Source organism: Candidatus Pelagibacter sp. Uisw_127 (assembly GCF_047722515.1).
GTDB lineage: Bacteria > Pseudomonadota > Alphaproteobacteria > Pelagibacterales > Pelagibacteraceae > Pelagibacter.
In genome coordinates this window covers 598,956-619,428 of the sequence record NZ_CP159815.1, presented here as the reverse complement: position 1 = coordinate 619,428, position 20,473 = coordinate 598,956, and the positions used below count along the sequence as shown (strand labels likewise).

The window sequence follows — 20,473 nt, the reverse complement described above, 5'->3', positions numbered from 1 at the left end:
CTAATAATGATTAAATTATAATTTTATAAATGCCAATTAAGAATAATGGTATTTGCAAACCAAAATTAGTTAATATTGCTTTATCTTTTGATACAAATCCAGCTATTGTCCAACCAATAACTCCAAGACCATGGAAGTAGATGTTAATAGGGTAGATATTTAAATTAGTTAATAATATTCCAGTTAATATTAAAGCGGTACTGATCCATTTAAGGTATTTTTTAATAAACATAGTGTCCTCTATATGTAAGTTTTATTACTAATTTATTACAATTATAGAGGAAACTAAAATCTTAATTTATAAAATCCCCTAAATTAACAACCTTTAAATGAAGCAGACATATTTCTAATTAGATCAAAATATAAATCTTTTCCTGGGTTTAAAGTAGCTCCAAGTGGATCTACAACACCAGTTTTAATATTCATATCTTTAGCAACTACCTTTATTATATCAGGATTAAATTGAGGTTCTGAGAAAATACATTTTACTTTATCATGTTCAATTATTTCTCTAATTTCTGATAATTGTTCTGCACCAGGCATTACGTCAGTATTAACTGTAAAAGCACCCAATATTTTTACATTAAATCTTTTTTCAAAATATTGATATGCATCATGGAAAACAATAGATGAAGTACTTTCATTTAATTCAGTCATTACATCCATAGTAAGTTTATCTATATCTTTAAGTGCTTTATCTAAGTTACTTTTGTAAGTAGATGCATTTTTTGAATCATTTTCGATTAAATGCTCAGTCATTTCTTTTAAAATAACTTTTGCATTAATAGGATCTAACCAAACGTGGGGATCGTATTCACCGTGCCCATGTCCTTCATGGTCATCATGATCATCTTCTTTTTTAGCGTGATCGTCATGGTCGTCATGATCATCTTCTTTTTTAGCGTGATCGTCATGGTCGTCATGATCATCTTCTTTTTTAGCGTGATCGTCATGGTCGTCATGATCATCTTCTTTTTTAGCGTGATCGTCATGGTCATGCTCATCAAAAATATTTCTTTCTCTAAACTTTAATACATTCAAACCTTTAATTTCAATTAATTCAATTTTTTCAGCTTTTTTTGCAATTGAATTTAATGGTTTTTCTAAAAAACTTTCTAAATCTTCACCTATCCAAAAGATAAGATCTGCATTTTGCAACATTTTTGCATGAGATGGTTTCATAGAAAATCCATGTGGTGAGTTAAAACCATCTACAATTAAATCTGGTTTTCCAACTCCATCCATAAGATAACTCGCTAATGAATGAATAGGTTTAATTGATGTAACTACTTTTATTTCAGCATTAGCTGGTGTAAAGATCGTTAATAATGATAAAATTGATAGAATAAATGATATTTTTTTTAGTTTTTTCATAATTTAAATATTTTAATGGTTGTTATAATATAACAGTATGTAATAATATAACATTTAAATGTCAATAGATAAATGAATTCAGATAATAATATATTAGTTAAATTAAATAATGCAGGTTTTCGCCAAAATAATAAATGGCTAGTAGAAGATGTATCTCTACAAGTTGAGAAGGGTAAAATTGTAACTCTCATTGGTCCCAATGGTTCAGGAAAAAGTACAACTGCCAAAATTGCATTAGGTATTTATAAAAATATTGAAGGAAGTATTGAAAAAAATACTAATAAAATTGGATATGTTCCTCAAAAAATTTCAATAGATTGGACATTACCACTCAGAGTTAAAGACTTTATGGTTTTAACTGAAAATATTAAGGATGATCAGATTAATGAAGCTTTATCATTAACTGGAGTAATGCATCTTAAAAATAAAAATTTAGGTAATTTATCTGGAGGGGAGTTTCAAAGAGTTTTGCTTGCTAGAGCTATTTCAAAAAAACCAGAACTGTTAGTACTTGATGAACCAGTTCAAGGTGTCGATTATACTGGTGAGATAGCGTTGTATGCATTAATTAAAAAAATATCAGATACTTTAAATTGTGGAATTTTATTGATTTCACATGACTTACATACGGTAATGACTGCAACAGACCATGTTGTCTGTTTAAACGGCCATGTTTGTTGTTCAGGTTCACCTATTGATGTTGCAAAAAATAGTGAATATAAAACCTTATTTGGAGAACAAGCGTCTCAGATCCTTTCAGTTTATGAGCATAAACATGATCACGAGCATTCTGATGAAGGCAGGATAAAAAAAAATTAAATGTTTGATGATTTTTTTGTAAGAGCATTGGTGGCTGGAATTGGAATTGCCTTAGTTGCAGGACCACTTGGATGTTTTGTTGTTTGGAGAAGATTATCTTATTTTGGTGATACACTTTCTCATTCAGCATTACTGGGTGTTACAATGGCATATACATTTGATCTAAATATTGCTCTTTCAGTATTTTTGATTTCATCAGTAATAGCCTTAATATTAATACAGCTTCAAAAAAAAACTAATTTACCTGGTGATGCTTTACTTGGTCTCTTAGCTCACTCTTCATTAGCTGTTGGATTGGTAGTAATTGGTTTTTTAACTTTTATAAGATTTGATATCATGGGACTATTATTTGGAGATATATTGGCTGTAACAACTAATGATATATTTGTTGTATGGGGTGGTGGTGCTATAATTTTAGTTATACTTAAATTAATTTGGAAACCTTTATTTGCCTCTACTGTTAATTATGAATTAGCTGAAGCCGAAGGTTTGAATCCTGATAGATCAAAAGCTATATTTACAATTTTACTAGCTGCCGTTATTGCCATATCAATTAAAATGGTAGGATTGCTATTGATTACTGGAATGTTGATTATCCCCGCTGCAATGGCTAGAAATATGTCAGACAGTCCACAAAAAATGGTAATTTACTCGGTTATAGGAGGATTATTGTCTGTAATTTTGGGATTATTTTCTTCATTAGAGTTTAATACTTCCTCGGGACCCTCAATAATTGTAGCGTCCTTGATCTTATTTATTTTATCTTTACTAAATATAAAACAGTCGATTAAATTGAAAAACTAATGAGTTATTGTTAAACTTTCGATTATGCATAAAGAAATCAATCTATCAAAAAATCAACAAATTATTTTTGATTTTATAGAAAAAGCTAAAGAACCACTTAAGGCTTATTCTATTTTATTTAATGTTCAAAAAAAGGGAATTAAAGCTCCATTACAAGTTTACAGGGCATTAGATAAGCTGATCGAAATAGGAAAAATACATAAAGTAGAAAGTAGAAATGCTTTTATAGCATGTAAAAGTTCAAGTTGTGAAATTTCACAAGCAACGGCTTTTTCAATATGTAATAAGTGTGAAAATGTTTCTGAAATTAATAATCCAAAACTTTCAAAATATTTAACTAATTTTGAAGACAATACCGGAATGCAATATAATAAATATAATTTAGAGTTTTTTGGTTTATGCAAAAAATGTAAAGCAAAATAAATGAGCACAGTATCCTTAACATTAAATGAAATTTTAGAATTAGCTAAAAAAACATTATTAGCTAATAGTTGTGATGAAGAAAATGCTAGTATCCTAGCAGATACTATTATGAGAGCTGAAAGAGATGGTTCTGTTTCTCATGGTTTGTTTAGATTGCCAGCTTATGTGGCTGGTTTAAAAAGTAAAAAGATTAATGGTAAAGCAAGACCTGAATTAGAAAATGTTGCTCCAAGTATTATTAAAGTATTAGGTAATAATGCAGTTGCTCCTATGGTTTTAAGTTTAGGATTACCTGCTGTTATTGATTTAGCCAAAAAAAACGGTGTAGCAGTTCTTGCTATAAAAAATTCACATCACATGGCAGCTCTTTGGCCTGAAACTGAAGCTATTGCAGAGGCAGGACTTGTTGGTATTGCTTGTACATCTTATAAGCCAGCTGTTGCTCCAGCGGGTGCTACAAAACCTTTGTATGGAACAAACCCAATTTCTTTTGCTTGGCCTAGACCTGGTAAAACTCCGGTTGTCTACGATATGGCAACTGCCTCAATGGCAATGGGTGAAGTTCAGATTGCAAAAAGAGAAGGACACAAAGTTCCTCTTGGAACAGGTTTAACTAAAGAAGGTAAAGAAACAACTGATCCAGGAGAAATTGCTGATGGTGGAGTTATACTTCCTTTTGGTGGTTATAAAGGATCTAGTATAGCAATGATGGTTGAATTATTAGCTGGCGCATTAATTGGTGAAAATTTTAGTTTTGAAACTGCTGCTAAAGATAATAACGATGGTGGTCCTCCAAGTGGTGGAGAATTTATTATAGCCATCTCACCTGAGAAAATTTCTGGTAAAGGTTGGGATAAACATGCTGATGAGTTTTTTAGTAAAATGTCAGCTATGGATGGTGTTAGACTTCCAGGTGAAAGAAGGCATAAAAATAGATTAGACAAAGGTCCAAGGAATATTAATGAAGAACTTGTTAATAAAATTAAATCTTTAAGTTAATTCAATTTCAATAGGTGTGTGATCAGAAGGTTTCTCTTTTCCTCTGGGGTCTTTATTAATATTAACATTCTTAACTATATTTAATAAAGAATTTGATACTAAGAAGTGATCAATTCTTAACCCATTATTTTTCTGCCAAGCACCCCTCATATAATCCCAATAAGTATAACCTTCAATTTCACCATGAATATGACGGTAAGCATCATGAAAACCTAGATTAATCATTTCTCTAAATTTTTTTCTTATCTCAAGTCTGTATAAAGCGTCATCTTCAAACCCTTTAATATTATAAGCATCTTCTGCTGAAGGAAGAATGTTAAAATCACCTGCTAAAATAATATTTTCATTTTTCTTTGAAAGAGTTTTTAGTTGTTTAATCAAAGTATCTAACCAATCTTTTTTATAAGTATATTTATCAGTATCTACAGGATTACCATTTGGAGTGTAAATGTTAATCAGTTGAATATTTTTTTTCTTATGTTTTAATTCTGCTGAAATGATTCTTGATTGTTTTAACTTATCCTTAATCAAATCTATTCTAACATTTTCTAGTTTATGTTTAGATATAATAGCAACTCCGTTATAACTTTTTTGTCCAAATACATGACTTTCATAATCTAATGCTGAAAAATCATCATAAGGAAAAGTTTCATCTTGAGTTTTAATCTCTTGCATCATAACAACATCAGGAGAAAATTTTTGAAGGTATTCTTTAATATTTTCAATTCTTGCTCTAACAGAATTAACATTCCAAGATGTGATAATCATTATATGGAGAACGAAACACCACAACCGCAAGAAGATTTGCTTTGTGGGTTAGAGATTTTAAATTGATCACCAATTAGTTCTGAGACAAAGTCCACTTCTGAACCTTTTAATAAGTCTGCTGAAGTTTTATCAATGAGAATATTTTCATGCTTTAAATCATCTGCTTCTAATTTTTTGTCAAAAGTAAACTCATATTGAAAACCTGAGCAACCACCACCTTTAATAGCGATTCTAAAAAATGACCCTGGATCTTTTTGAGACAACAAATTATTAATCTGTTTTATAGCTTTATCTGTAAATTTAATTTCTTTAATCATATAACAACACTGATATTACTAATATAATATCAATTTATTAAATTTAAAGTATGAATAATTACTCAAATTTAGCTCTATCTAAAAGCAAAGGTCGTATTTTTAAAGAAGCCAATTCACTTTATAGAACACCATTTCAAAGAGATAAAGATAGGATTATTCACAGTGCCTCATTCAGAAGGCTAAAGCATAAAACACAAGTTTTTGTTAATACAGAAGGGGATCATTTTAGAACTAGAATTACCCATTCAATTGAAGTTGCGCAAATTGCAAGATCAATAGCTAAACATTTAGGTTTAAACGATGATCTGGCTGAAACCTTAAGTTTGGCTCACGACTTAGGGCATACACCGTTTGGACATGCTGGAGAAGATGCTCTTAATGAATGCATGGTTAACTTTGGAGGCTTTGATCACAATCTTCAAACTTTAAGAATAATTATGTTTCTTGAGCATAAATACCTTAAATTTAAAGGCCTAAACTTAACATTAGAAACTTTAGATGGATTATTAAAGCACAATGGTCCAATTGAAGATCTCTCTACAGTTAAGAGGCTGATAGGATTGAAAAGTTTTAAGAATAAAATAAATTTTACTAACTCTGGATCATTGGAAGCACAAATATCAGCAATCTCTGATGACATTGCCTATAATAACCATGACATACAAGATGGGATCAAAGCCAAAATGTTTGATTTAAACGACTTGATTGAAATTAATTTTTTTAAAGATATTTATAAATCTCACAAAAATAATATTAAAAATAATAATAAAGATATTTTGATATATCAAATAATACGAGATTCAATTGATTTAATGGTTAGAGATTTAATTAAAAATACTAAAAGTAATTTAAAAACCAATAGGATCAAATCTTTAAATGATGTTTATAAATTAGATAATCCTATAGTATGTTTTTCTAATAAATTTCTAAAGATTGAAAAAGAAGTTAGGTTTTTTCTAAGAAGCAAAATGTACAACAATAAGAAAGTATTATTAAAAAATAATCATGGGAAAAAAATTGTTAATAAACTTTTTTATAAAATTAAAAATAAGCCCAAAAAATTCTTAAATGCTGATCAATTAAAGTATGACCCCAATAGAGCAATTGCCGATTTTATTTCAGGTATGACAGATAGGTATGCAATCAATTTAAACAAAAGTATTTAATGAACATTTTTGATCTCTATTTAGATAAAATAATAATTTTGATTAAAAAACTAAATAAAGATGGTTCTTTAGAAATACCCGAATCATTAAAAGGAATTAATGTAGATATACCACCATCAAATTTTGACTGCGATATATCAACAAATGTAGCGATGGTACTCTCAAAGGCTAACAAAAAATCCCCAATTGATATTGCAAACACCTTAATTGGTTTAATCAAAAAGGAGGATAAAAAAATTGAAACTATATCAGTAGCAAAACCCGGCTTTATCAATATTAAATTTAAAGCAATATATTGGAATAACTTTATTAAAAATGTTAATGAAAATTATAAAAATTTTGGAGTAAATATCAAAGAAAAAAAACAAAAATACCTTATAGAATTTGTTTCTGCCAATCCTACGGGTCCACTACATGTTGGTCATTGTCGTGGTGCAATCTTAGGAGATGTTATTTCTAATATATTAATTTTTAACAAACATGATGTTTCCAAAGAATATTATGTAAACGATTATGGTAACCAAATTATAAATTTTACAAAATCTGTCTTTCATAGAATTAGGGAAATTCTTAACAGTGAAAAGTTTCCAGTTGATAATCCAGATCTTTATCCTGGCGACTATTTAATAGGCATCGCAAAAAATATTATTGATAAGAATAAAAGTTTAAAATTTGATAAATTTGAAGACATTTCTAAAGAATTAACATTATTATCTGTGGCAGAGTCTTTAAAGTTAATTAAAAATAATTTAGCTAATTTGGGGATAGTTCACGATAAATTTACAAGTGAAACTGAAATTGTTTTAAATAAAGAAGTTGAAAAAGTAATTCAAAATTTAAAAGAGAAAAACTTTGTCTATGAGGGAAAAATCAAGGCACCAAAAGGAGAGAATGATGATCAATGGGTAGAAAGAGAACAACTTCTATTTAAATCAACAGATTTCGGTGATGATAAAGATAGAGCTTTACAAAAATCTGATAAATCTTGGACTTACTTCGCTAGTGATGTTGCATATCATAATAATAAACTTAACAGAGGCTACGATGTACTTATCAACATACTTGGAGCTGACCACGCAGGATATATAAAAAGAATTACTTCAGTTGTAGAAGCTCTTTCTAGTGGTAAGAAAAAGTTAGTTTGTAAAGTTAGTCAGCTAGTTAAGCTAATTAAAGATGGCAAACCTTTTAAAATGTCCAAAAGAAAAGGTGACTATATCACTGTAGAAGATTTGATTTCAGAAGTTGGTAAAGATGCAACACGATTTATAATGCTTAATAGAAGTAGTGATGTTGAGTTAGATTTTGATTTTGAAAAAGTTAAAGAAAAGTCAAAAGATAACCCACTTTATTATGTGCAATATTGTTTTGCCAGAATATCATCCGTTTTCAGACATGTTGATTTAGACATTAATAAAGATTTAAACATCAGCGAATATAATTTTCAATATTCTAATGATGAAATAAAGATTTTAAAAAAGATTGCTGAATGGCCTAAATGTATTGAGGTCGCTAGTTTAAGATTGGAACCTCATAGAATTCCAGTTTATCTATATGAATTATCATCTGAATTTCATTCTTATTGGAATATGGGTAAAGATGATCCAAGTAAAAGATTTATTAACGATCAAAAAAAAATACCTAATGATAAATTAGTTTTTTTAAAAGTTATATCTAATGTAATTCGATCAGGAATGAATATTGTTGGTGTTGATACACCAGAAAAAATGTAATGCTAAAAGAATTAAAATACCTTTTATATCTATTAGTTATCACATTGTTTTTTTTCTTATCATTAAAATATTATTTTTCAGATGATAATAAAAAAAATTCTTATAGATCTTATAAACAAGTAGATGAAAAAATTATTAATTACTCTCAAAATATAATTTTATTAAAAAGTGATACTGTGGATATAGTTGAATATGTTGAAAAAACTATAGATAAAAATAAAAAAAATTATAATTTTTGGAAGTTAATAAACAATAATGAATAACAGAAGAAGCTTTATAACTGGGATTAAATCTACAGCTTTATCTGTTAAAGAAAAAAAATTCCTCCAGGAATATAAACCTTGGGGTGTAATACTTTTTTCCAGAAATATAACATCGTTAAAACAGGCCAAAAAATTAACAGATCATATAAAAAAAATATTTAAAGATAAAAATTACCCTATTTTGATTGATCAAGAGGGTGGGCGAGTTAATAGATTAAAAAAGTTTTTCAATGCAGATTCTTTGACAGGCGAATTTTTTGGTAAACTTTATTTAAAGGATAAGAAAAAGTTTTATAATTATTATAAAATTTTTATAAAACAGACATCTTTCTTATTAAAATCGATTGGAGCAAACATTAACACTCTGCCAGTTCTTGATTTAAGGTTAAAAGGTTCTAGTTCAATAATTGGTGATAGATCATTTTCAAAAGATCCAAAAATTGTCTCAACAATAGGTGATTTTTGCATAAATAACTTTCACTCAAATAACATAGGAACTGTTATTAAGCATATTCCCGGTCATGGCTTGGCTAAAGTAGATAGTCACAAATTAACACCGACAGTTAATAAAAATTTAAAATATTTGATAAAAAATGATTTTTCAACTTTCAAAAAAAAGTCTAGCTTTTTTGCTATGACTGCGCATATAATTTACACAAATATAGATAAGACTAATACAGCAACGCACTCAAAAAAAATAATTCAACTAATAAGAAATAATATCAAATTTAAGAACATAATAATGTCAGACGATATATCCATGAAAAGTTTAAAAAGTTCAATTAAAGTTAATACTTTGAGGGCTTTTAATGCGGGTTGTGATTTAGTTCTTCATTGTAATGGTAACATTAAGGAAATGGGTGATGTTGCGATTAACTCACCCTTAATAAGTAAGTTTATAATTAAAAAAACATCACAATTTTATAAGATTATAAGTTAATATTTAATATGTCTGATACTGATTCTAATAATTTTAATGTTGATCTTGAAAACTATCAAGGCCCCTTAGATGTTCTGTTAGATTTAGCTAAAGCACAAAAAGTAGATCTAGAAAATATTTCTATAACATTATTGGCAGATCAATTTCATGATTTTATTACAAATGAAAAAAATCTTAATTTAGAGACTGCATCAGAATATTTATTAATGGCAACCTGGTTGACTTATCTAAAATCTAAACTTTTATTACCTGGAAATCCTGAGGAAGAATTTAAATTATTAGAAGTTGCCGAACAATTAAAATTACAATTAAAAAAATTAGAATTAATACGCCTTCTTTCAGATCAAATGTTAAAAAGAAAAAGATTGGGTAGAGAAATTCGTTTAAGAGGAATTAAAGGGAATATTCGATCGATTTATAGTACTGAGTATAAATTAAATCTTTATGAGTTGTTGAAAACATATTCTGGTATTATCATGACAAAAGACTTCCAAAGAATGAATATACCCAAACTACCAGTGTTTACTACAGAGGATGGTATAAAGCGTATTAGGGAATTTTTTGGTAAATTGATGGATTGGAAGAATATTAACGATTTAATACCCAAAAATTTTAAAGATGGCATGAAATATAAAAAAACAGGCAAAGCTGGAATTTTTGCTGGATCTCTTGAGCTTGTTAAAGAAGGCAATATTACAATAAAACAAGAAAACTTATTTGATGAATTATATGTTAAGGAGATAAAGTGACTAAAATAAATAAAGATTTAAAAACCAACATTGTAAAATTTCCAAAAAAACTAAATAATGGTGAAAGAGAAGTTGAGGCTATTGTCTTTGCTGCATTAGAGCCTCTTGATATCGACACAATAGAGTCTAAGATTTCTAAAAAAATTAATGTTTTGAAAACTTTAGAAAAACTTCAAATAGAATATTCCACAAGAGGTATCAATTTAGTCTGCATTTCAAAAAGATGGTCATTCAGAACTTCTGAAAATTTATCAAACCTGATGTCACAAGAAAAAACTGTTGAAAAAAAACTATCTAGAGCAGCCATTGAAACGCTTGCTATTATTGTTTATCACCAACCTGTAACTAGAGCTGAAATTGAAGAAATCAGAGGTGTAGCTTTTGGAACTAATACACTTGATATACTAATGGAATTAAATTGGGTTAAACCTCAGGGACGCAAAGATGTTCCTGGTAAACCAATTCAGTATGGAACTACAGTTGATTTTTTAAGTCATTTTAGTCTTCAAAAATTATCAGATTTACCAACTGTTGATGAATTAGGATCGGCTGGCTTAATTGATAGTACCAATATAGATAATGCAATATTTGGCACAGGTAAATTTTACAAAGAAAAACAAGAAAAAAAGAAAGAAGACATCTATGAAAATATAGATGAAATGCTAGGTGGAACACTTAGTCCTGAGGAAGAAAAATAAAAAGTTACTTTAAAATTAAATCTAAAAGGGGTATAAATTTTTATGAGCATTGGAATTTGGCAAATAGCAATAGTAGTTATCTTAGTTGTCCTATTATTTGGCAGAGGTAAAATCTCTAGTTTAATGGGTGATGTAGCTAAAGGTATCAAAAGTTTTAAAAAAGGTATGGCAACAGATATAACGGATGAGCCAGAACCTAAAAACGTTTCTAAAAATAATACAGATTTAACGGATGAGCCAGAACCTAAAAACGTTTCTAAAAATAATACAGATTTAACGGATGAGCCAGAACCTAAAAACGTTTCTGAAAATAATCAAGAAATCAAAGACAAAGAATAAATTAGATGCCCACTATTGGCTGGTTTGAGATTTTACTGGTAGTAGCTGTAGCAATAATTGTTATAGGTCCTAAGGACTTCCCATTTATGTTGAAAAAAGTTGGATCCTGGATCGGTACAACTAAAAGATATATTAGTAATATACAAAGTGAAGTAGCTGACCTTGATATTGGTTCTAACGAAATTGAAAAACCTGTGGAAGAAAAAAAAGATAATGACAAAGTCTGAAAATGAAGGTGGCTTTATAAGTCACTTAACAGAACTTAGAAAAAGGTTAATTCATTCTTTTATTCTTTTATTCTTTTTTTTTATTGGATGTTATTTTTTTTCAGAACATATTTATGGTTTTCTAGTTGAACCATTTGCTAAAGCAGTAAATGACAGTGGAACTGATAGAAGGTTAATTTTTACTGCTTTACAGGAAACATTTTTAACATATTTAAAAGTTTCTTTTTTCGCAGCATTCTTTGTTACCTGTCCTTATATATTAGTACAAATATGGAAATTTATTGCACCAGGACTTTATAAACATGAAAAAATTGCAATTGTTCCTTATTTAGTTTTAACACCTATATTATTTTTTTTAGGAGGTATGCTTGTCTATTATTTAATAATGCCACTAGCCATAAAGTTTTTTCTTTCTTTTGAAAGCACAGGTGCTTCAACTGGGTTACCCATTCAATTAGAAGCAAAAGTGAGTGAATACCTTTCACTTGTAATGAAATTAATTTTTGCATTTGGAATAAGCTTTCAGCTACCAGTTGTTCTTAGCTTATTGGCTAGGGTAGGTATAGTTGATGCTAAATTCCTTAAAGACAAAAGAAAATATGTTGTTGTAATGATTTTTGCAGCAGCAGCACTATTAACACCACCTGATCCCATAACTCAAATTGGCCTAGCAATACCATTATTGATTTTATATGAATTATCTATATTTTCTGTAAAAATTATTGAAAAGAAAAATAAAAAAGATGCATAATATTAAAGAAATTAGAAATGATATTAGGGCCTTTAAAGAAGCTTTAGATAAAAGATACCTAGATATTGATGTGGATAAAATTTTATCCTTAGATGAAAGTAATAGAAAGTTTATCCAACAAAGAGAAATACTTGAAAAAGAAAAAAAAGATATTTCAAAATCAAAAGATAAAACACTTTTTGAAAAATCTAAAAACATTTCTACTGAGATTGAAAAAATTAACAACTTACAAGCAGTTGTTAGGGAACAGTTGGAAACTATTTTATCATCAATTCCAAATATACCTTATTCAGATGTACCCATCGGTAAAGATGAAAACTCAAATATAGAAATTTCAAAATCAGGAACAATACCTAACTTTACATTTAAACCTAAGTCCCATTATGAATTGGGTGAAAATTTAGGAATGTTAGATTTTGATCTTGCTACAAAAACAACGGGGTCTAGATTTGTCTTTGTGAAAGATAAATTGGCTTTATTAGAAAGAGCACTATCAAATTTTATGCTCGACACACACGTTAACATTAATGGCTATAAAGAAATTTCACCCCCATTGATTGCCACAGATTCAACTATGTTTGGAACTGGTCAATTGCCAAAATTTGATAATGACCAATTTGAACTCAAACTTGACGACTCTAGTGATAGGAAATTTTTAATTCCTACAGCTGAAGTAATTTTAACCAATATAGTTAAAGACCAAATTGTTGATAAAAAAAATCTTCCAATGAGAATGGTTGCCTCAACTCCTTGTTTTAGAAAAGAAGCCGGAAGTTACGGTAAAGATACTAAAGGGATGATCAGGCAACACCAATTTTACAAAGTTGAAATGGTAAGCATAGTTGAGGCTGAAAAGTGCTTACCAGAACTTGATAGAATGACTGATTGTGCCACTAAAATATTAGATTTACTAAATCTTCCCTATAGAAAAATTGTTTTGTGTACTGGGGACATGGGTTTTAGTGCTGAAAAAACTTTTGATATTGAGGTATGGCTTCCATCTGAGGATAAATATAGAGAAATTTCAAGCTGCTCTTCATGTGGTTCTTTTCAAGCTAGGAGAATGAAGGCTAGATATAAAAATGATAAAAAAGAAACAGTTCTTGTTGGAACACTAAATGGTAGTGGTTTAGCAGTTGGTAGAACGTTGGTTGCTATATTAGAAAATTATCAACAGGAAGATGGCTCTATTATTGTACCTGAGGTTTTAAAGCCTTACATGAATAATATTGATAAAATCAATAAGATTTAAAGTTGTTTTAATTTAATAGATGTTGTAAGTATTCACTTTAATCAAGGAGAAACATGGATTCAGGAATAGGACAATTTATACCATTAATTTTAATTTTTGTTATTTTTTACTTTTTTTTAATAAGACCCCAACAAAAGAAAGTTAAAGAGCATAAAGCCATGGTAGAAAACTTATCAAGAGGCGACAAGGTTGTAACGTCTGCCGGTATTATTGGTACAGTTGAAAGAATTATTGATAATGAAAAAGTTGAAGTACAAATTGCTGACAACGTTAAAGTTGAAATTATCAAATCTACAGGTATCCAAGGGCTGCTTAACACTCCTGAAGTAAAAAAATAAAATTTTACTAAATTGTTATACTTTTCCAAATTAAGAATTACCTTAGTTTCTTTAGTAACAGTTTTTTTTATTTTTATTGCTGCATCTAATTTTCAGGCTTCTGAAGACAGTTTTATATCAAAAAAGATTAATCTAGGTTTAGATTTACAGGGTGGTTCATATCTACTACTTGAAATTGATAATGGACCTGTTGAAATCCAAAAATTACAAAACACAACTATCTTCATTAGGAATTTTCTAAAAGGTAAGAAAATAAACTTTAATGACTTGAGAATAGAAAGTAAAAAAATAATATTTAATGTATCGAAAGACAATGCAGAATTAGTTGAAAATTTTTTTCTAGATAAAGAAAGTGAAATTAATCCATACTATAACCAATATAAATCTCATCAATTTGATTTACAAATACAAGAGGGTGAATTTATATTAGAACTTTCTAAATATGGACTTATTGAAATTAAAACGTCTTCACAAGATCAAGCCCTTGAAATAGTTAGAAGAAGAGTTGATGAGGTTGGTACTAATGAACCGAATATAATAAAAAGAGGTAATAATAGAATTCTTGTTGAGCTTCCTGGGCTTGATGATCCTATGCGAATAAAATCACTTTTGGGTAAAACTGCAAATTTAACATTTAGATTTGTTACTCAAAATAGTAATGACACTTTTGGTACTGAAATGCTTCAATTTGAAGATGGCACTAATGAAGCGATGGTAAGTAAAAGAATAATTTTAAATGGTGAGAATTTATTAGATGCTCAACCACAAATGAATAATCAAACAAATGAAACAGTGGTATCATTCACTCTTGATAGGGTGGGTGCAAAAAGATTTGGTAAAGCAACTAGTACAGGGGTAGGTAAGCAGTTAGCAATTGTTTTAGACGGAAAAATTGTTAGTGCTCCAGTGATTAGAGATACTATTGCTAGTGGAAATGGTCAGATCAGTGGTAATTTTACATTTCAATCAGCTACAGATTTAGCTTTACTACTAAGATCAGGAGCTTTACCAGCACCACTTAACATAATCGAGGAAAGAACAGTAGGTCCTGATCTTGGACAAGACTCAATTAATGCTGGTGTTATTGCTCTTATGATTGGTTTCTTGTTGGTAATTACGTTTATGTTTTTTAAATACAAAATATTCGGATTGATAGCCAATATAACATTATTAGTTAATCTATTTTTTTTAATAGGTATTTTGACGTTATTTGAAGCAACATTAACACTTCCGGGTATAGCAGGCATTATTTTAACAGTTGGTATGGCTGTTGATGCGAACGTATTGATTTTTGAAAGAATTAAAGAAGAATGTAAAAAAGAGAAAAATAACATAATCGCTTTTGACACTGGTTACGTTAAATCAAAAACGGCAATTATAGATGCTAATATAACAACATTAATTGCTGCTATCATTTTATTCTTAATGGGGTCGGGTCCAGTTAAAGGTTTTTCTGTTACTTTAGCTGTTGGAATTTTCACCACACTTTTTTCAGTATATTTTATTGCAAGAATGCTTACGGGTCTTTACGTGGTAAGAAATAAAGAGAAAGCTAAACTAATATAAATGATTAATTTTAATAAATTTTACAAACTATTTAACCTTATATCTTTAAGTTTAGTTATAATATCTATTATATTATTGTTTCTTAAAGGCCTTAATTTTGGAGTAGACTTTAAAGGTGGAACTCTAATTGAGTTAAGATCAAATGATAAAAACATAAACGTTACATCTCTAAGACAATCTTTTAGCAAAATGAATTTAGGGGACTTTAATGTTAAAAAATTTGGTAATGAAAATGATTTTTTAATTAAGATAGAGAAAAAAGATACAAGTGCAAACGCTATTGAGGTTATTAAAAAAGATTTAACATCTTCTTTAGGAGGCTCTTTTAATTTCAGAAGAGTTGAAAATGTAGGTCCAAAAGTTAGCTCTGAATTATTAAAGTCTGGTATTATTGCAATTGCATTATCTCTAGCTGCAATGTTATTTTACATATGGATAAGATTCGAATGGCAATTTAGTTTAGGTGCTATTTTAGCCTTATTCCATGATGTCATTATAACACTAGGTCTTTTCTCGCTATTCAGTCTAGAAATAAATCTATCAATAGTTGCCGCCGTTTTAACTATAGTTGGTTATTCAATGAACGATACTGTTGTTATTTATGACAGAGTTAGGGAAAATTTAAGAAAGTTCTCTAATATCAAGATTTATGAACTTACAAATATCTCAATCAATGAAACTCTTTCCAGAACTATAATTACATCAGCCACAACATTGCTTGCTTTAGTTTCAATTTATTTATTTGGTGGGGAAATATTAAAAGGTTTTTCTTTAGCCATGATAATGGGTGTTGTATTTGGAACTTATTCTTCAATTTATATAGCTAATCCGATACTTGTAAAACTTAGAGTCTCACAAAAAACAATCCTAAAAGAAGATACCGAGTAAATTTAATAAAGATTTTGAGCTGCTACCATTGAAAGTAACATTGGTAACGATAAAAGAGTGTTTGTTCTTGAAAACAACATTGCTGTTCTTGCTGATTTTGCTTTAACATCAGGTTCGCACTCAACCATACCTAGTGCTCTTTTTTGATTTGGCCAAATTATAAACCAAACATTAAATGCCATATATAGACCAAGCCACATACCGATACCGATAGCTGTATTTTTTCCACCACCACCTAAAGTCATAGCATCGTGTAAATAACCATTTAAATAAGCTAAAATTAATCCTGATAGTATAGTTAGTAAAGCGGCCCATCTAAAATAAAATAATGCGGCTGGAGCTATAACTTTGCCTATAGCAGGTTTTTGTTCATCAGGGATTTTCGGCATGTTTGGAATTTGTACAAAGTTAAAATACCAAAGAAGCCCAATCCACATAATAGCAACTGTTACATGAATCAATCTTGTTAACCAACTCCAAAAAATTGTATCAAAATCAAAACCACCATTACCATAAAATAACCCTAGAAAAAATATTACAGCTAAAGCTAATGATGCATGAATTGTTTTTGGTAGAGATGATAGTAAATTGCCCATAATAAGAATCACTTATACACTAATTGTTTAAATCTTTAACTTCTTTTTAAATTTTTCTTCGAGCATAGGTTTTAAGAATTCACCAGTATAACTACCTTTTATTTTGATAATATCCTCAGGTTTGCCCTCTGCGATAATATTACCACCTTTGACACCACCTTCAGGTCCCATATCGACAATATAGTCTGCTGTTTTAATTACATCTAGATTATGTTCAATAACAACAACCGTATTTCCTAATGCAACAAATGTGTGCAATATTTCTAATAGTTTTTTAATATCATGTTGATGAAGACCTGTAGTAGGCTCATCTAATATGTACATAGTTCTTCCTGTAGATCTTTTTGATAGTTCCTTAGCTAATTTAATACGTTGAGCCTCACCACCAGATAGTGTTGTTGCTTGCTGTCCAATTTTTATGTAGCCAAGCCCAACTTTTTTTAATGTTAATAGCTTAGTTTTTATGTTTGAAATGTTTTCAAAATATTCACATCCCTCATCAACTGACATATCTAATACATCAGCTATACTTTTATCTTTAAATTTTATCTCAAGAGTTTCTCTATTGTACCTAGTTCCCTTACATTCATCACACTGAATATAAACATCAGGTAAGAAATGCATCTCGTATGTAATCACACCATCCCCTTCACAAGCCTCACATCTTCCACCTTTAACGTTAAAAGAAAATCTACCTGGTTTGTATCCTCTTGTTTTTGATTCTGGTAATGCTGTAAACCAATCTCTAATAGGGCCAAAAGCTCCTGTATAAGTTGCTGGGTTTGATCTAGGTGTTCTTCCAATAGGAGATTGATCTATATCTATTATCTTATCTATAAGCTCTACACCCTTATAACTCTTAAACTCTTTAGGAACTTTTCTAGCTTTATTGTTTAAGGTTAAATTTAGTGCATGATATAACGTTTGTAATATTAGTGTAGATTTACCACTACCAGAAACACCTGTTACACAAGTAAAACTTCCTGTTGGAATTTTAAGATTAACGTTATTCAAATTATTTCCACTAGCACCATTAATTTCAACAAACCTTCCATTTTTTGCAAGCCTTCTAGTTCTTGGAATTTCTATATATTTTTTATGAGACAAGTATTGACCGGTGATACTGTTTTTATTTTTTAGTATTTCATCATAAGTGCCTTGTGCAATTATTTCACCACCATTAGTTCCAGCTTCTGGACCCATATCTATTATATGATCTGCATTTTCCATAGTTTCCGTATCATGCTCAACAACAATTACAGTGTTACCTAAATCTCTCAGTCTTTTTAATGCATTTATTAATTTAACATTATCCTTTTGATGCAATCCAATAGAAGGTTCATCAAGAACATATAATACACCGGTTAATCCAGAACCAATTTGTGATGCGAGTCTTATTCTTTGAGCCTCACCTCCAGAAAGAGTACCTGACTCTCTTGATAATGTTAAATATTCAAGCCCAACATTTAAAAGGAACGTTAGTCTTTCATTAATTTCTTTTAAAATATGTTCTGCTATCTTAAATTGTCGTTTATCAAGGTTTTGCTCTAAACCTTTGAACCATTTAGCTGCATCTAAAATAGATTTTTTAGTTACTTCGCTTATATTCTGATTATCAATTTTAACACATAAGGCTTCTTCTTTTAATCTATTACCGTTACATCCTTCACAAGCAGAATCAGATTGGTATTCAGCTATCGCTTCTCTTTTCCATTCACTATCAGATTCAAGAAATCTTCTTTCAAGATTATTTATTACACCTTCAAAAGTTTTTTTATGAGAATATTTTTCATAACCATCGTCATAAACAAACTTAATTTCTTCTTCATCCGATCCAAACAATATTACATCTCTAAATTTTTTTGGAAGTTTTTTCCATCTCTCATCTAAAGAAATTCCATAATGTTTAGCAATAGAGGCTAAGGTTTGAGCATAATATAGCGTTGTTGATTTGGCCCATGGTTCTATAGCACCATCTGCTATACTTTTTTTCTCATCAGGAACTACTAAATTTGGATCTACATTCAATTTAATACCTATACCCTCACATTCTGCGCACGCTCCATAAGGACTATTAAAAGAAAAAAGTCTTGGCTCAATCTCTTCAATTGTAAAACCACTCTCTGGGCAAGCAAATTTTGTAGAATAAATTAATTTTTCAATTTTTCTAAATTTTTGTGGCAATGTTTCATCTTCGTACTCAACAAATACCAATCCATTTGATAAATTTACAGCTGTCTCAATACTTTCAGCAAGTCTATTACCAAGATTAGAATTCAAGACAATTCTATCAACTAAAACAGATATGTCATGCTTGAGTTTTTTATCTAAATTAGGTGCATTATCTATTTCATATATGACTTCATCAATTTTAATTTTTCTAAAACCTCTTCTTTTATAACTTAAAATATCTTTTCTATACTCACCCTTACGACCTCTAACCACAGGAGCAAAAATATAAATTGTAGATTTTTTTGGTAATTTTTTTATTAAATCAACGATTTGGGTTATTGTTTGCGATGTAATTGGCTTTCCTGTGAATGGTGAGTAGGGAACACCAGCCCTTGCATACAACACTCTCATATAGTCATAAATTTCAGTAACTGTTGCAACAGTTGATCTTGGATTTTTAGATGTATTTTTTTGCTCTATGGCTATAGCTGGACTTAATCCCTCGATTAGATCAACATTTGGTTTTTTCATTTTATCCAAAAATTGACGAGCATAAGCTGATAAACTTTCAACATATCTTCTTTGTCCTTCTGCATAGACAGTGTCAAATGCTAGTGAGGATTTTCCTGAACCAGAAAGACCAGTAATTACAACAAATTGATCTTTGGGTATTTCTACAGAAACATTCTTTAAATTATGCTCCTTTGCACCCTTGATAACTATCTTTTTGATCATAATTTTAGTTGCTTTAAATTAATAAAATTAATATTGAGTTTATATTGTGATATAAAACTAAATAAATAAATAAACACTTATAAAATATTATGGCTGGAAGTTTAAATAAAGTATTATTAATTGGGCGATTAGGCGCAGACCCAGAAATCAAACAAATGTCGAATGGCAAAAGTCTTGCTACCTTAAGTTTAGCTACTAGCCAATCTTGGAAAGATAAAGCAACTGGTGAAAAAAAAGAAAAAACAGAATGGCACCGAATAGTTGTATTTAATGAAGGGTTGGTCAATGTTGTTCAGCAATATTTGAAAAAAGGTGCTCAAATTTATGTTGAGGGACAGATAACGACTAGAAAATGGAAAGATGAACAATCTGGTCAAGACAAGTATTCAACTGAAATTGTAATTCAAGGATACAATTCTTCACTTACTATGTTGGGTGGTGGAAACAGTGGCGGTGGTGGTATTCAAAATGACAATTCGCAAGCTGTTGCTAGCAATCCTGATGATAGCCCTCAAGCCCCTAATGATATGGATGACGAAATTCCATTTTAGTTTCT

At 29.5% G+C, this 20,473-nt stretch carries 24 protein-coding genes; 18 read left to right on the top strand and 6 right to left on the bottom strand.

Features of this window, described 5'->3' with window-relative positions; all coding sequences use genetic code 11:
- Positions 1-10 precede the first annotated feature (10 nt).
- Both ABXT65_RS03455 and ABXT65_RS03450 read right to left on the bottom strand, forming a co-directional pair.
- A complete protein-coding gene (locus ABXT65_RS03455; RefSeq protein WP_415324149.1) occupies positions 11-232 on the bottom strand; it encodes a DUF6552 family protein in 222 nt (73 codons plus the stop codon).
- 83 nt (positions 233-315) lie between these two features.
- Positions 316-1,374: a zinc ABC transporter substrate-binding protein gene (locus ABXT65_RS03450; RefSeq protein WP_415324148.1), complete on the bottom strand. Its 1,059-nt coding sequence runs from the start codon at positions 1,372-1,374 to the stop codon at positions 316-318.
- Between the two features lie 72 nt (positions 1,375-1,446).
- On the opposite strand from ABXT65_RS03450, the gene ABXT65_RS03445 reads away from it, so the two are divergent.
- Genes ABXT65_RS03445 through ABXT65_RS03430 form a run of 4 tightly spaced genes read left to right on the top strand, consistent with a single transcriptional unit; the run spans position 1,447 to position 4,419 of the window.
- Positions 1,447-2,193, top strand: a complete 747-nt coding sequence (locus tag ABXT65_RS03445) for a metal ABC transporter ATP-binding protein (protein WP_271482637.1) — start codon at positions 1,447-1,449, stop codon at positions 2,191-2,193.
- A complete protein-coding gene (locus tag ABXT65_RS03440) occupies positions 2,194-2,997 on the top strand; it encodes a metal ABC transporter permease (protein ID WP_271482635.1) in 804 nt (267 codons plus the stop codon).
- A 24-nt stretch (positions 2,998-3,021) separates the two neighbouring features.
- On the top strand, positions 3,022-3,420 hold the full coding sequence (locus tag ABXT65_RS03435; RefSeq protein WP_415303330.1) for a Fur family transcriptional regulator: 399 nt from the start codon (positions 3,022-3,024) through the stop codon (positions 3,418-3,420).
- Positions 3,421-4,419, top strand: a complete 999-nt coding sequence (locus ABXT65_RS03430; protein WP_415324147.1) for an Ldh family oxidoreductase — start codon at positions 3,421-3,423, stop codon at positions 4,417-4,419.
- Here ABXT65_RS03430 and xth read toward each other — a convergent pair.
- Both xth and ABXT65_RS03420 read right to left on the bottom strand, forming a co-directional pair.
- Positions 4,411-5,187 carry an exodeoxyribonuclease III gene (gene xth / locus ABXT65_RS03425; RefSeq protein ID WP_415324146.1) on the bottom strand — a complete coding sequence of 259 codons (777 nt, stop codon included), beginning with the start codon at positions 5,185-5,187 and terminating at the stop codon, positions 4,411-4,413. The genes ABXT65_RS03430 and xth overlap by 9 nt on opposite strands.
- Complete coding sequence (locus tag ABXT65_RS03420; protein ID WP_168606297.1) at positions 5,187-5,504, bottom strand: HesB/IscA family protein; 318 nt, start codon at positions 5,502-5,504, stop codon at positions 5,187-5,189. The genes xth and ABXT65_RS03420 overlap by 1 nt, the downstream gene beginning before the upstream one ends.
- Positions 5,505-5,554: 50 nt before the next feature.
- On the opposite strand from ABXT65_RS03420, the gene ABXT65_RS03415 reads away from it, so the two are divergent.
- The 13 genes from ABXT65_RS03415 to secF are packed head-to-tail and all read left to right on the top strand — an operon-like array spanning position 5,555 to position 16,414.
- A complete protein-coding gene (locus ABXT65_RS03415; RefSeq protein WP_415324145.1) occupies positions 5,555-6,670 on the top strand; it encodes a deoxyguanosinetriphosphate triphosphohydrolase in 1,116 nt (371 codons plus the stop codon).
- Positions 6,670-8,403, top strand: a complete 1,734-nt coding sequence (gene argS, locus ABXT65_RS03410) for an arginine--tRNA ligase (protein ID WP_415324144.1) — start codon at positions 6,670-6,672, stop codon at positions 8,401-8,403. The genes ABXT65_RS03415 and argS overlap by 1 nt, the downstream gene beginning before the upstream one ends.
- The gene (locus ABXT65_RS03405; RefSeq protein ID WP_415324143.1) at positions 8,403-8,666 is read left to right on the top strand and encodes a hypothetical protein; all 264 of its coding nucleotides are present in this window, start codon (positions 8,403-8,405) and stop codon (positions 8,664-8,666) included. Before argS ends, ABXT65_RS03405 begins: the two co-directional genes overlap by 1 nt.
- A complete protein-coding gene (locus tag ABXT65_RS03400) occupies positions 8,659-9,606 on the top strand; it encodes a glycoside hydrolase family 3 N-terminal domain-containing protein (protein ID WP_415324142.1) in 948 nt (315 codons plus the stop codon). The genes ABXT65_RS03405 and ABXT65_RS03400 overlap by 8 nt, the downstream gene beginning before the upstream one ends.
- A gap of 8 nt (positions 9,607-9,614) precedes the next feature.
- Positions 9,615-10,355, top strand: coding sequence for a segregation and condensation protein A (locus tag ABXT65_RS03395; protein WP_415324141.1), 741 nt, complete (start codon positions 9,615-9,617; stop codon positions 10,353-10,355).
- Positions 10,356-10,360: 5 nt separating this feature from the next.
- Entirely contained in the window at positions 10,361-11,053 is a 693-nt protein-coding gene (gene scpB, locus ABXT65_RS03390) for an SMC-Scp complex subunit ScpB (protein WP_415324202.1), read from the top strand.
- Between the two features lie 42 nt (positions 11,054-11,095).
- The gene (locus ABXT65_RS03385) at positions 11,096-11,392 is read left to right on the top strand and encodes a Sec-independent protein translocase subunit TatA (protein ID WP_415324140.1); all 297 of its coding nucleotides are present in this window, start codon (positions 11,096-11,098) and stop codon (positions 11,390-11,392) included.
- A 5-nt stretch (positions 11,393-11,397) separates the two neighbouring features.
- On the top strand, positions 11,398-11,619 hold the full coding sequence (tatB, locus tag ABXT65_RS03380) for a Sec-independent protein translocase protein TatB (RefSeq protein ID WP_415324139.1): 222 nt from the start codon (positions 11,398-11,400) through the stop codon (positions 11,617-11,619).
- Positions 11,606-12,370, top strand: a complete 765-nt coding sequence (tatC, locus tag ABXT65_RS03375; RefSeq protein WP_415324138.1) for a twin-arginine translocase subunit TatC — start codon at positions 11,606-11,608, stop codon at positions 12,368-12,370. Before tatB ends, tatC begins: the two co-directional genes overlap by 14 nt.
- Positions 12,363-13,622 carry a serine--tRNA ligase gene (gene serS / locus ABXT65_RS03370; RefSeq protein WP_415324137.1) on the top strand — a complete coding sequence of 420 codons (1,260 nt, stop codon included), beginning with the start codon at positions 12,363-12,365 and terminating at the stop codon, positions 13,620-13,622. Before tatC ends, serS begins: the two co-directional genes overlap by 8 nt.
- A gap of 53 nt (positions 13,623-13,675) precedes the next feature.
- Positions 13,676-13,960, top strand: coding sequence for a preprotein translocase subunit YajC (gene yajC, locus ABXT65_RS03365; RefSeq protein WP_415324136.1), 285 nt, complete (start codon positions 13,676-13,678; stop codon positions 13,958-13,960).
- A gap of 12 nt (positions 13,961-13,972) precedes the next feature.
- Positions 13,973-15,526 (top strand): protein translocase subunit SecD, encoded by a 1,554-nt coding sequence (gene secD, locus ABXT65_RS03360; protein ID WP_415324135.1) that lies wholly within the window; start codon positions 13,973-13,975, stop codon positions 15,524-15,526.
- On the top strand, positions 15,527-16,414 hold the full coding sequence (gene secF, locus ABXT65_RS03355; protein ID WP_415324134.1) for a protein translocase subunit SecF: 888 nt from the start codon (positions 15,527-15,529) through the stop codon (positions 16,412-16,414). It begins immediately after the preceding gene.
- Between the two features lie 2 nt (positions 16,415-16,416).
- On the opposite strand, the gene ABXT65_RS03350 is transcribed toward secF, so the two are convergent.
- On the bottom strand, positions 16,417-17,010 hold the full coding sequence (locus ABXT65_RS03350) for a urate hydroxylase PuuD (RefSeq protein WP_415324133.1): 594 nt from the start codon (positions 17,008-17,010) through the stop codon (positions 16,417-16,419).
- A 27-nt stretch (positions 17,011-17,037) separates the two neighbouring features.
- Positions 17,038-19,917, bottom strand: a complete 2,880-nt coding sequence (uvrA, locus tag ABXT65_RS03345) for an excinuclease ABC subunit UvrA (protein WP_415279085.1) — start codon at positions 19,915-19,917, stop codon at positions 17,038-17,040.
- Between the two features lie 89 nt (positions 19,918-20,006).
- Here uvrA and ssb point away from each other — a divergent pair, with 89 nt between their 5' ends.
- Entirely contained in the window at positions 20,007-20,468 is a 462-nt protein-coding gene (ssb, locus tag ABXT65_RS03340; RefSeq protein WP_415324132.1) for a single-stranded DNA-binding protein, read from the top strand.
- Positions 20,469-20,473 lie beyond the last annotated feature (5 nt).